We start from the raw sequence: 11,893 nt of genomic DNA on the forward strand, positions 1-11,893 counted from the left end.
CGGTAAATTTCCGTGTGGCCTTTTTGGCGGCCGTAGCCTTTGACCTCGGTTACGGTCATGCCCTGCAGCCCGAGGTCAGTCAGCGCCGAGCGTACCTCCTCGAGCTTGAACGGCTTGATCACAGCTGTAATGAGCTTCATGGACACGCCCCCTCCTTTCCTGACCGGCCGCAACCGGATGTTTGACGAACCTTCTCGCCGGCTGTTGCCGCGAAGACGTTCGCAAGGGAGTCAAGAGACGTGCCAACTCGTTTTCGATTGCTCAGGCTATTGATTAGGCTATGGAAAATTGACGTCGGCGATTATGAGCGCGGCATCGCGCTCAGATATCGAGCACAAAATATATGCAATTGTTTGTTCGTGCCTATTATTTAATCGGAAAGGCCGTTTCGCGTGGCCGCATGAGTCCTTCTTGGACCGTTGACGCGACAAGGCCACCCCTACGATCGAAAATGGCACCGCGGCAGTAAGCGCGCGCCCTTGAGGCGCTCGGACTGTCCTGGACATACAAAAGCCAGTCGTCGGCCCGGAATGGCCGGTGGAACCACATGGCGTGGTCGAGGCTGGCGAGCTGGATGTCTTGATCGAAAAGCAGCTTGCCGTGCGCGATCAACGCCGTGTCGAGGAGGGTAAAATCGGAGGCATAGGCGAGGACAGCCTGATGCAGATACGGGCTGTCGGGCAGCGTACCATTCGCCCGGAGCCAAATGGCCTGTGCAGGAGGTTGCGGCTCGCGGCTGGCATAGCGGGACGCATCGACAATACGGACGTCGATCGGGTGTTCGCGGCGCCAATATCCGCGCATGTTTTCCGGCAGGTTCGCCATCACGCCGCTCATCAGCTCTTTGGCGCTCGGCAGTGCTTCGGGGGGTGGAACCTCCGGCATCGTCGATTGGTGCTCGTAACCGTCTTCCGCTTTATGAAAGGACGCACTCATCGAAAAAATCGCGCGGCCATGCTGGATGGCGCGAACACGGCGTGTCGTGAAGCTGCCGCCGTCGCGGATGCGCTCGACATCATAAACGATCTCGCGTTCGGGATCGCCTGCCAGCAAGAAATAGCCATGTAGCGAGTGAATCGGACGGTTCGGGTCCACCGTTAACGCTGCCGCAACGAGCGACTGGCCAAGAACGAGGCCGCCGTAGACACGCTGCCAGCCTTCATTTGAGCGCGGCCCACGGAACAGGTTGTCTTCCAGCGGCTCCAGGTTGAGCGTCGCGATCAGATTTTGAAGGGCAGAGGAGCCTTCCGGTTGAGCTGGCATGGAGGAAAGTTCTCAGAAATTGGGACAGGCGGGCCGTCGAAGACAACGACTGCCAGACGGCTTAAGCTCGCACCCATAGCTTGAAAACCGGGTCGAGGTCATCCCACGTGTCTGCAACTCAGCCTTCAAACCGCTCTTTCGATATAATCGTCGCTGGCGGGAGTTTTGCCGGATTGGCAGTTGTTCGCGGTTTGCTGCAGGCGTTGGGACCGGGCCTGCGGATTGCCATTATCGATCGGTCGCGCGGACCAGCAACTTCGGATGGACGCGCCTTCGCAATCTGGGCGGGGGCGAAAACTGTGCTCGAATGTCTCGGTGTGTGGGAAGCTATCGCGCCGGCGGCGCAGGTTATGTCGTCCGTCGAGATTTCGGATTCGGCTTTGTCCGATGGCATCCGGCCAACGCGTGTGACCTATGACGCGGTAACGCCCGACGGCAAGCCCGCAGCATTTATGGTGCCTGCGCGTGTATTGAGTGCGGCGCTTTATGAGTCGATCAAGACTGAGTCTTCGGTGACATGGATTGCCCCGGCAGAGGCCGACGCGTTGGCGCTCACTGCACCTGCGGCCGAAATCACGCTTCGCGGCGGAGAAATCATTCGCGCGCCACTCTGCATCGCGGCCGACGGCCGTCATTCGAAGCTGCGCGACGCTGCTGGGATCAAAACCGTCGGCTGGGCCTATGGTCAGACCGGAATCGTCGCGACTGTTGCATTCAGCGCGCCGCATCACGGTGTCGCCATTCAGCATTTCCTTCCTGGCGGACCGTTTGCGATCCTTCCCCTTAAAGACAATCGCGCATGTATCACGTGGAGTGCGAACAAAGATGAAGCGCGCCGCGTCATGGCACTCGACGACGCTGGCTTTCTCGCCGAACTCGATTTGCGGGTCGGCGGCCGGTTCGGCAACCTTTCGCTTATCGGTCGCCCACAATCTTGGCCGCTCGATATCGTCATGCCTCGTCAGCTTATCGCGCATCGATTTGCGCTCATTGGTGACGCTGCGCATGGCGTGCATCCGATTGCGGGGCAGGGCGTCAATCTGGCTTTGCGGGATGCTGCCGCGCTTGTCGAAACCGTGGCTGACGCGGCGCGACTCGGTTTGGACCTGGGCGCAGGCGTTCATCTCGAACGCTATCAACAGTGGCGGCGGTTCGATTCCTTTATGTCCGCGTCTCTCTATGACGGACTTAATCGCATCTTCGGTATCGACAATAGCCTGCTGCGCGCCGGACGCGGCGCGGCGCTGGGCCTTCTCGATCGGGTCGGAGGGGCGAAAAGTTTGATTATCGCAGAAGCCGCAGGCGTGACGGGCGACTTGCCCAAGCTCGCGCGCGGTTGTCCGGTTTAGTCTTCTTTCGGTTCGCCATCGTCCGTCTCGGTGCTCGGTTCGGGACGGTTGACGACGATGACGCCTGCGTCGAGATCGACGCGCGGCACCCACCGATCGTCAAAAGGAATGAACTCTGTTGCGCCGCCGGTTGCCGGCTCCAATTCGAGCAAGTCGCCCGCGCCGAAATTTTGCACGGCGATGATCTTGCCGATCGGCGTGTCGTCTTCCGCCACGGCCTTCATTCCAATGAGATCGGTGTGGTAAAATTCTGCGGCTTCTGTTTCGGGAAGCTTGCTGCGCGCAACATACAGTTTCGTGCCGCGTAAGGCTTCGCCAGCCGTGCGGTCATTTACGCCGTCGATGCGTGCGACGACGCCTTTGTCCGTCGTGCGGACAACTTTTATCGTGAAAGTTTTCTCGCCGGCTATATCGGACAGCGGACCATAGTCCGCGATCGCTTCGGGCGTTCCCGTATAGGTGCGGATCAGGACGTCGCCGCGAATGCCGTGGACGCCGCTGATCTCGCCGAGAAGAACGCTTTGCTTGTCACCATCAATTTTCATGGTTGGTCTGATGGCGCTTAAAGTTCAGGGCAGCAAGGGGCCAAGATACTTAATCTCGACGTTGACCGCCTTGCGACCGACCAGAACAGTCGTGCTCTGCGTTCGTGCGAGGGGGTCAATTTCGCCGGCGATCGAGACGACGCTCAACATTTCTGTTGTCATGCCGGGGGCAACCTTGGCGCGCGGCGGTGTTTCGCAGACCGCATTTACAAAGCCACGTCTGATAGCATGCTTGGCGTAAAGGCGCAGTCGGCCGCGATAGAGGCGACCACGCGGGTCTGCGCCAAACAAACGTCCGTCTTGGCAGACCAGCAGAGCGCGGCCCCGCGGGCCGCGCGATCTTCTTTGTCCCACTAGGGCGACTTCATAGAGTCCGTTGGCGCACATCATTTCTTACGAACTTGTATCATTTCAACTGTAGGATGCAGCTTGCTCCAAATCTTGGGCCAGTGCGATCGGCAACACAAAAGCCTCCCTGGCGAAAGCCGGGGAGGCTTTGCAAACTGTAACAGTTGTTAACGATTTAAGCTGCTTCGCCCTGGGCGCCTTCGGCAGCTTTCGCCTTTTCCGCAGCGGCGGCGGCGCGTTCTTGAGCCTTCTTTTTCGGCTTTGCTTTGTTCGGGTTGTTCGAGGGTGTGCGCTTGGCGAGCCCTTTCGCGTCGAGGAGGCGGAGGACGCGATCGGTCGGCTGCGCGCCCACGCTGAGCCAGTGCTTGACGCGCTCTTCGATGAATTTCGCGCGGTTGGGGTCATCCTTCTTCAACATCGGGTCGAACGTACCGATTTGTTCGATGTAGCGGCCATCGCGCGGGCTCGTGCTGTGGGCGACGACAACGTAATAGTAAGGACGCTTCTTGGCGCCACCGCGCGAGAGGCGAATTTTTACCGACATTTTGAGTTCTCCTGTGTGTTCGAAAAATGTGATTTCCAAAGATCAACGTTTCTTTCCGGGTAGCCCCGGGAATTTCGGCATTCCTCCACCCAATCCGGGCAAACCTTTCGGCAAACCGCCGCCCAATCCCGGCAAACCTCCCAATCCCTGAGGCAATTGGGGCGCGCTTCCCGCGCCTTTGACGGACGGCTGTATGCCTTGGGCCAGCTGCTCTCTGAGATCGGCCGGAAGCTGTTCGAGCGCTTTCGGATCAAGCTTCGCGAGTTCTGCTTGCATGGATTGAAGCTCGGCTTCGGACGGGCCACCGCCCGTGCGGCCAAGGAATTTGTTCAGCATGCCGCCGTTGCGGCCCATGGTTTTCATCATGTCCGCCATCTGGCGGTGCATTTTCAGAAGTTTGTTGATGTCTTCGACCTTGGTGCCCGAGCCGGCTGCAACGCGGCGCTTTCTCTTGGCATCGAGGATTTTCGGATTGCGGCGTTCCTTCGGTGTCATCGAAGAAATGATGGCGCGCTGATGCACCAGGCTTTTGTCGAGGCCCGCTTCGTTAATCTGGCCTTTGATCTTGGCGACGCCGGGCAACATGCCGAGCACGCCACCCATGCCGCCGAGCTTCTGCATCTGAGCGAGCTGGTCAGATAAGTCTTCGAGGTCGAACGACCCCTTCTTCATCTTTTCGGCGATTTTCGTCGCCTTCTCGACGTCGATCGTCTGCGCCGCCTTTTCGACGAGCGAGACGACATCGCCCATGCCGAGGATGCGGGATGCTATGCGGCCGGGATGGAAATCTTCGAGCGCATCCCATTTTTCGCCGACGCCGATAAGCTTGATCGGCTTGCCGGTGACGGCGCGCATCGAGAGCGCTGCGCCGCCGCGGCCGTCGCCATCGGCGCGCGTCAGGACGATGCCCGAGACGCCGATGCGTCCATCAAAGGCTTTGGCCGTGTTGACGGCGTCCTGGCCGGTTAGCGAGTCGGCAACGAGAAGCGTTTCATGCGGGTGGATCGCGGCTTTGACGTCGCGGACTTCATCCATCAACTCATCGTCGACGGTGACGCGACCGGCCGTGTCGTAGATGATGACGTCGTAACCGCCGAGCTTGGCGGCGTCTTCGGCTCGGCGCGCGATCTGCAGTGGAGTCTGCCCTGCGATGATGGGAAGGGTCGCGACATTCGTCTGCTCGCCGAGCACGCGCAGTTGTTCCTGCGCTGCCGGGCGGCGCGTGTCGAGCGACGCCATCAGCACTTTCTTCTTATCGCGGTTCGTCAGGCGATAAGCGATCTTGGCGGTCGTGGTCGTTTTACCAGAGCCTTGCAGGCCGACCATCAGAATGCCGACTGGCGGTGCGGCGTGGAGGTCAATCGGCTGTGCGTCGGAGCCGAGCATCGCGACGAGTTCGTCGTTGACGATCTTGACGACCATCTGGCCGGGCGTGACGGAGCGCAAGACTTCCGCACCAACAGCCTTGGCTTTGACCTTCTCGGTGAAGTCCTTGACGACATCGAGCGCCACGTCGGCTTCAAGCAGCGCACGGCGCACCTCGCGCATCGCCTCGACGACGTCGCTTTCCGTCAGCGCGCCGCGCCGCGTCAGCTTGTCGAGGACGCCTGAGAGGCGGTCTGAGAGCGATTGAAACATATTATACGCTCGCGGCGAGGTCGCTTCGTTCCCCGTCGGCCCGAAGTCTTTGGGGGAGGTGGCGCAACGCGTTGGCGGCCATTGGCCGCTTGCCTTGCTGCGCTCGTCGAAGTGATGTCGTCGCCTTTCTCCCTTGTTCAAGGCGCAAAGCATAAACGCACCCGGGAGCGCAACGCGCTGCCGGATGTTGACCCCCCTGCCTCCCGGCTATCCCTGGAGAAAAGCCATGTGCAGGGCGGCGGCTCTGAGGATCAGGGCCGTCGGAATGGAGTGGGTATGCGGGAAAAGGGGGGCGAAGTCAACGAGGGCGCGGCGCGAGAGTCGCTATCCCCAGCGAACTGGTCGAAAAACGGACGGTCCTCTTCAAGTCCGGGGCGCGAGTCGGATTGGATGCTGTCGGCCGATTCACGTGAAAAAGGTGGATTACGCGAATATTATGAGAATAAATCATGGACATAACACGAACAGTAGGTTAAAGTCCCTGGATTGTTGGAGGCCTTTTCGAAAAGGACGCTCGCGTTGACCGATACCATCATTGCTTGCCCGAAGTGCAAACACGAATTCCCGCTCACGGAGTCGCTGGCGGCGCCGCTGATCGCGCAGACCAAGCAGCAGTATGAGGCTGAGGCGGCGGAAAGGAATCGTGAGATCGCGGCTCGTGAAGCGGCGCTGCGGGATCAGGCCGGGGCCTTGGAAAAGGCGCGCGCGTCCGTCGAAGCCACAGTCGCGGAAAAGCTCGCCGCTGAGCGTCAGCGCATTGCGGGCGAAGAGGCGGCCAAGGCGAAGCAGCTTCTGGCAAGCGATCTCGAAGAGAAGAATAAGGCATTGGCGGAGTTGCGGAGCGTTTTAAAGGCGCGCGACGAGAAGCTGGCGGAGGCGCAGAAGGCGCAGGCGGAGTTCGAGAAAAAGACGCGCGAGCTTGAGGACGCCAAGCGTGAAGCGGCGTTGAACGTCCAAAAGGGGATCAATGCGGGCCTCGAGGCAGAGCGGGCGAAAGCCAAGCAGGAAGCAGAGGAGGCGCTCGGTCTTCGCGTGAAGGAACGGGAAGAGCAGATCGCTTCGATGGCAAAGCAGATCGAGGACCTGAAGCGCAAGGCGGAGCAGGGCTCGCAGCAATTGCAGGGCGAGGTTCTGGAGTTGGAGTTCGAGAACCTGCTGCGTGCGAAATTCCCGTTCGACAGCATCGAGCCGGTTCCGAAGGGTGAATTCGGCGGCGACCTCGTTCAGCGCGTGGCGGGTTTGTCGGGTGCGCCGTGCGGCACGATTTTGTGGGAGACGAAACGTACGAAGGGCTGGGCAAAGGATTGGATTCCGAAGCTGCGGGAGGATCAGCGCCGTGCCAAAGCCGATGTATCGATCATAGTTTCGACCACGCTACCGAAAGATGTGCAGACTTTCGATCTGGTCGATGGCGTTTGGGTAACGGATTTTCGCTGCGCCGTTCCGGTTGCCTTCGCGCTGCGCCAGTTTCTCGTCGATGTTTCGGCTGCGCGCACCGCCGGTGAAGGCCAGCAAAGCAAGATGGAACTCATCTACGAGTATCTGACAGGGCCGCATTTCCGGCGGCGTGTCGGAGCGATCGTCGAGAAGTTCACAGAGATGCGCGCCGATCTCGAGAAAGAGCGCAAGGCAATGCAGAAGCTTTGGGCGAAGCGCGAGGCACAGATTACCGTCGTGCTTGATGCGACTGCGGGCATGATGGGCGATCTTCAAGGCATCGCAGGCAAGGCTCTGAAAGAGATCGATGGCTTCGAACTGCCCGGCATCGAAGACAAGCGCGATGATAGCGACGAGCCGATTGCGGCTGAGTAAGGAGATAGAATGGGCGTCGGGGTTCTGCCGGCGCTAGAAGCGGTATCCGTAACGCACGCCGATGCGGTCCATACCTTCATTATATTTCTGAGTGTAGGCGTTCGACATGTGCTCAAAATAGACCGCGACGTCGTTGTGTTCGTCGAGGTGGTAGCCGACTTCCATCGGAATGTGGAACAGGACGCGCGAGCCAAGCCATTTCCGGTCCGGATCAGAGTTCACGCCGCCAATTTCTCCATCGTGCACTGCCGCGCCCAAGCCTAGTCCGAAAAAGATGCCGGACGGCAGATCGCCTTGCCAGCGGGCATCGATATAGCCGTCGCTCGTCTCGCCACGGGTGTTGATCGAACCTCCGATGACGGGACGGATTGCGCCCCAAGGCAAAGCCCAGGCCGCGTTGAACTGCGCCTCGATGTTAATGTCGACAGCGTTGTGCTCGACCTGAAACCCGCTCCACAGATCGGGAACGTCGTGGGCCAAGGCGCCGATTTTCAACGCATAAAGCAGATCGTTGGCGAAGGCATCGCCGGCCACGCCTGCGGCAAACGCCACTGCGAGGCCAGCGATAGCTGCTGCGCGAGCTAAAGATTTCATTGTCCGCCAAGTCCCCACCAAGGGGAGGACACGTGTGCGCTTTTTTGCGATCAGCGACAAGCTATCTGCGTTCGAAAATCTCACAAGCGTGCGCCGGGGTCACAGGTTTTAATGTTCGGATATGCCGCCTGGCCATGCCTACCCCGTCTGTTGCTCTTGCTCCAGGCGTCGTCGCTCCTGGTTCAGATAGTGCCCCCAAGCCCTGGCAAGCCGGAAGACGCGCCGCTCGTAAGCGCGTTCCTCCTTGGTGAGGCAAATGCAGCCATAACAGTAGCAGGGACGCGCCCGAGCGAACGCGATCCGGAAGAGAAGCCGGTTGGGTCGCTGGCGCGGGCGCGTGCGTCGGACGGAAACGCTGGGCATGGGCGGTCACGGAAGGTTCAGGGCAAGGCGGGACAGTGTCGATAAACGGCTCAGCTTCCGTCTTTGTTCCGGGGGGCGGACATCCGGCCGGGCCATTTCATTGGATAATTTCCACGCTGCGTCGCGCGAATTGTCAATTCGTGCGGTTCTCGCCATATAAGGCGGCATGAACGGCACCCGGTCTCTTCCTTTCGTTAAAATGAACGGCCTCGGAAACGAGATCGTCGTGGTGGATTTGCGTGGCAGCTCAACAGTTTTTACGGCGGCAGAGGTTGCCGCCATCGCGGCCGAGGAGCGATCGCATTTCGATCAAATGATGGTTCTGCACGCGCCGATAACACGCGGGACGGAATCGCTGGTGCGCATCTACAATACGGACGGTTCGGAAGCCGGGGCTTGCGGTAACGGCATGCGTTGCGTCGCTTGGTTTTTGGCAAAGGATCTTGGACGCCCGCGGTTCAAAGTCGAAACGCGCGCTGGGATTCTCGATACGGTCGTTCGCGATCAAACGGCGATTACTGTCGATATGGGTGAGCCGCGTTTCGACTGGCAGGACATTCCGCTTGCGGAAGAGTTCCGCGACACGCGCGCGATCGAGCTTCAGGTCGGTCCGATCGACAAGCCGGTCTTGCATTCGCCATCGGTGGTGAATGTCGGCAATCCGCACGCGATTTTCTGGGTCGACGACGTCGATGCGTTCGATCTCGCACGTTTCGGGCCGTTGCTCGAAAATCATCCCGTGTTTCCGGAGCGCGCCAATATTTCGCTGGCGCAGGTCACGTCGCCGAAGTCAATCAGGGTCAGAACGTGGGAACGGGGCGCGGGTCTGACGCAAGCGTGCGGGTCGGCGGCATGCGGTACAGCTGTGTCGGCGGCACGGAAGCGTCTGACGGAGCGGACGGTCGACGTGACGCTGCCGGGCGGTACGCTCACCATCGAATGGACTGCAAACAATCGTATCTTGATGACGGGTCCTGTCGAATTTGAATACGAGGACGTCCTCGATCTAACGAAGCTTGCTGCCGCGCCGGTGTAGAATGCGGCGTTGATCCACCTGATTCCACCGAAAGTGTGACATTGGTCTATGTCTGAACCTGAAGTTATTACGCTCGGCTGTCGCCTCAACGCTTACGAGTCCGAGGTGATGCGCCGGCATGCGCGGGATGCTGGCCTTGAGCACGCGGTGATCGTCAATACGTGCGCCGTCACGGGCGAGGCCGTGCGTCAGGCTGCGCAGACGATCCGGCGCCTTCGCCGCGACAAGCCGGATGCGCGCATCATCGTGACAGGTTGCGCGGCGCAGACGGAAGCGCACCGTTTTTCCGACATGCCCGAAGTCGATTTCGTTATCGGCAACGCGGAAAAAATGCACGCTTCGACATTCGGAGGATTGTCGACGGCATCGAGTGCACGCGTCCAGGTGAACGATATCATGGCCGTGCGCGAGCAGGCGCTGCACATGATCGACGGGTTCGGTTCGCGTACGCGCGCCTACGTGCAGATCCAGAACGGGTGCGATCATCGTTGCACGTTTTGCATCATTCCGTTCGGACGCGGACCTTCGCGGTCGGTGCCGGCCGGCGAAGTCGTGGCGCAGGTGCGTAAGCTCGTCGAGAACGGATATGCGGAAATCGTTCTGACGGGCGTCGATATCACATCCTATGGACGCGATCTTCCGGGTGTTGCGACGCTTGGTAAGCTGGTGCGCCAAATTCTAAAGCACGTGCCGGACCTCGCACGACTGCGCCTTTCATCCATCGACCAAGTTGAAGTTGACGGGGATTTGATGATCGCGCTGGGCGAAGAAGAACGTCTGATGCCGCATTTGCATCTCTCGTTGCAGGCGGGCGATGACATGACGCTGAAACGCATGAAGCGGCGGCACAGCCGGAGCGATGCCCTTACGTTTTGCGAAAGGGCGCGGGCGCTTCGTTCGGATATCGTTTTTGGTGCCGACTTAATTGCTGGATTTCCAACAGAAACGGATGAGATGTTCGCAAACTCAAGCAAAATCGTTGATGAATGCGGGCTGACGTACTTGCACGTGTTTCCGTTTTCACCGCGGCGCGGTACGCCCGCCGCGCGCATGCCGCAGGTGCCTGGCCCGGTGATCAAGGAGCGCGCAGCGGAGTTGCGCGCAAAAGGCAACGCAGTGCTTGCCTCTTATTTGGCGAAACAGAACGGACGCATCATCGATGTGCTGATCGAAGGGGACGGCAAGGGCCGAACGCCGCAGTTTGCCGAGGTCGATGTGCGAGACAGAGCCGACGCGCGTATGACGGCCGGTCGAATCGTGCGTACCCGTATCACGGGCGCTACGCCAGCGCGTTTGATCGGTGAGGTTTGCGCGTGAGCGAGAAGAACGAAAAAGGCAAGGGATTCTTTGCGCGGTTTCGCGGCGGATCACAGACGGCGTCGGAACATTCTCCTGCTGAGACATCGCAGAAGTCCGAAACGGTTGCAGTCGCCGTGCCGTCCGAACCTGAAGCACCAGCGCCGAGCAGAGGCGGTTGGCTGCAGAAGCTTAAATCAGGACTTGGCAAGACTTCGGCGAAGCTTTCCTCCGGCATCACGGATCTCTTTTCCAAGCGCAAGCTCGATGCGGCGACGATCGATGACCTCGAAGATCTTTTGATTCAATCGGATCTCGGCATCACTACGACCGGAAACATCACCGCGGCGATCGGCAAAGGACGGTTTGAAAAAGGAATTTCGGCTGACGAGGTTCGCGGCATTCTTGCGAAGGAAGTCGAGCGCGTGCTGTCCCCTGTCGCGAAACGACTCGAAATCGATCCGTCGAGGAAGCCACACGTCGTCATGATGGTCGGGGTCAACGGAACCGGTAAAACGACGACGATCGGGAAGCTCGCTCAGAAACTGAGAGCCGAGGGTAAGTCGGTTGTGCTTGCCGCGGGCGACACGTTTCGCGCTGCAGCGATAGATCAATTGAAAGTCTGGGGCGAGCGGACGGGGTGTCCAGTTGTCGCGCGTAAAGTTGGCGAAGATGCCTCCGGCCTTGCCTTCGACGCCTTAAAGGAGGCGCAAACGTCTGGTGCGGACGTGCTTTTGCTCGATACCGCCGGGCGTCTGCAAAACAAACAAGCCTTGATGGAAGAACTCGAAAAGGTCATACGCGTTTTAAAGAAGCTGGATTCGACTGCGCCGCACGACGTCATTCTCGTGCTCGATGCCACAACTGGGCAAAACGCCTTGCAGCAGGTCGAGGTCTTTCGTGATCGTGCAAACGTGACGGGCCTGGTTATGACGAAGCTCGATGGTACGGCCCGCGGTGGCATCCTCGTCGCGATCGCGGCAAAACATAAATTGCCGGTGCATGCGATCGGTGTCGGCGAAGGGGCCGACGATTTGCAACCGTTTTCGGCCGCGGAGTTCGCTCAGGCTATTGCTGGAATTTGAAATTTCGGGGGATGGATCGT

At 59.6% G+C, this 11,893-nt stretch carries 12 protein-coding genes; 5 read left to right on the top strand and 7 right to left on the bottom strand.

Annotated elements, in window-relative coordinates:
- Positions 1-140 (bottom strand): P-II family nitrogen regulator (locus VHB22_RS12355; RefSeq protein WP_325457403.1); only part of this gene is annotated, 140 nt, incomplete at its 3' end.
- A gap of 226 nt (positions 141-366) precedes the next feature.
- The gene (tesB, locus tag VHB22_RS12360) at positions 367-1,263 is read right to left on the bottom strand and encodes an acyl-CoA thioesterase II (protein ID WP_325457281.1); all 897 of its coding nucleotides are present in this window, start codon (positions 1,261-1,263) and stop codon (positions 367-369) included.
- A gap of 107 nt (positions 1,264-1,370) precedes the next feature.
- Here tesB and VHB22_RS12365 point away from each other — a divergent pair, with 107 nt between their 5' ends.
- On the top strand, positions 1,371-2,612 hold the full coding sequence (locus VHB22_RS12365) for an FAD-dependent monooxygenase (protein ID WP_325457282.1): 1,242 nt from the start codon (positions 1,371-1,373) through the stop codon (positions 2,610-2,612).
- On the opposite strand, the gene rimM is transcribed toward VHB22_RS12365, so the two are convergent.
- The 4 genes from rimM to ffh all read right to left on the bottom strand — a co-directional run bounded on the left by rimM (position 2,609) and on the right by ffh (position 5,687).
- Positions 2,609-3,157 (bottom strand): ribosome maturation factor RimM, encoded by a 549-nt coding sequence (gene rimM, locus VHB22_RS12370; protein WP_325457283.1) that lies wholly within the window; start codon positions 3,155-3,157, stop codon positions 2,609-2,611. The two genes, VHB22_RS12365 and rimM, sit on opposite strands and share 4 nt — an antisense overlap.
- A gap of 24 nt (positions 3,158-3,181) precedes the next feature.
- Positions 3,182-3,319 (bottom strand): hypothetical protein, encoded by a 138-nt coding sequence (locus tag VHB22_RS12375; RefSeq protein WP_325457284.1) that lies wholly within the window; start codon positions 3,317-3,319, stop codon positions 3,182-3,184.
- A gap of 361 nt (positions 3,320-3,680) precedes the next feature.
- Positions 3,681-4,049: a 30S ribosomal protein S16 gene (gene rpsP, locus VHB22_RS12380; protein WP_325457285.1), complete on the bottom strand. Its 369-nt coding sequence runs from the start codon at positions 4,047-4,049 to the stop codon at positions 3,681-3,683.
- A gap of 42 nt (positions 4,050-4,091) precedes the next feature.
- A complete protein-coding gene (gene ffh, locus VHB22_RS12385) occupies positions 4,092-5,687 on the bottom strand; it encodes a signal recognition particle protein (protein WP_325457286.1) in 1,596 nt (531 codons plus the stop codon).
- Positions 5,688-6,206: 519 nt separating this feature from the next.
- Here ffh and VHB22_RS12390 point away from each other — a divergent pair.
- Positions 6,207-7,499 carry a DUF2130 domain-containing protein gene (locus VHB22_RS12390; RefSeq protein WP_325457287.1) on the top strand — a complete coding sequence of 431 codons (1,293 nt, stop codon included), beginning with the start codon at positions 6,207-6,209 and terminating at the stop codon, positions 7,497-7,499.
- A 33-nt stretch (positions 7,500-7,532) separates the two neighbouring features.
- On the opposite strand, the gene VHB22_RS12395 is transcribed toward VHB22_RS12390, so the two are convergent.
- A complete protein-coding gene (locus VHB22_RS12395) occupies positions 7,533-8,093 on the bottom strand; it encodes an acyloxyacyl hydrolase (RefSeq protein ID WP_325457288.1) in 561 nt (186 codons plus the stop codon).
- Between the two features lie 529 nt (positions 8,094-8,622).
- Here VHB22_RS12395 and dapF point away from each other — a divergent pair.
- Genes dapF through ftsY form a run of 3 tightly spaced genes read left to right on the top strand, consistent with a single transcriptional unit; the run spans position 8,623 to position 11,873 of the window.
- Positions 8,623-9,492: a diaminopimelate epimerase gene (gene dapF / locus VHB22_RS12400; RefSeq protein WP_325457289.1), complete on the top strand. Its 870-nt coding sequence runs from the start codon at positions 8,623-8,625 to the stop codon at positions 9,490-9,492.
- A 48-nt stretch (positions 9,493-9,540) separates the two neighbouring features.
- Positions 9,541-10,809, top strand: coding sequence for a tRNA (N(6)-L-threonylcarbamoyladenosine(37)-C(2))-methylthiotransferase MtaB (gene mtaB / locus VHB22_RS12405; RefSeq protein WP_325457290.1), 1,269 nt, complete (start codon positions 9,541-9,543; stop codon positions 10,807-10,809).
- Positions 10,806-11,873 carry a signal recognition particle-docking protein FtsY gene (gene ftsY / locus VHB22_RS12410; RefSeq protein WP_325457291.1) on the top strand — a complete coding sequence of 356 codons (1,068 nt, stop codon included), beginning with the start codon at positions 10,806-10,808 and terminating at the stop codon, positions 11,871-11,873. The genes mtaB and ftsY overlap by 4 nt, the downstream gene beginning before the upstream one ends.
- Positions 11,874-11,893: the final 20 nt, after the last annotated feature.

Source organism: Hyphomicrobium sp., from assembly GCF_035548195.1.
GTDB lineage: Bacteria > Pseudomonadota > Alphaproteobacteria > Rhizobiales > Hyphomicrobiaceae > Hyphomicrobium_B.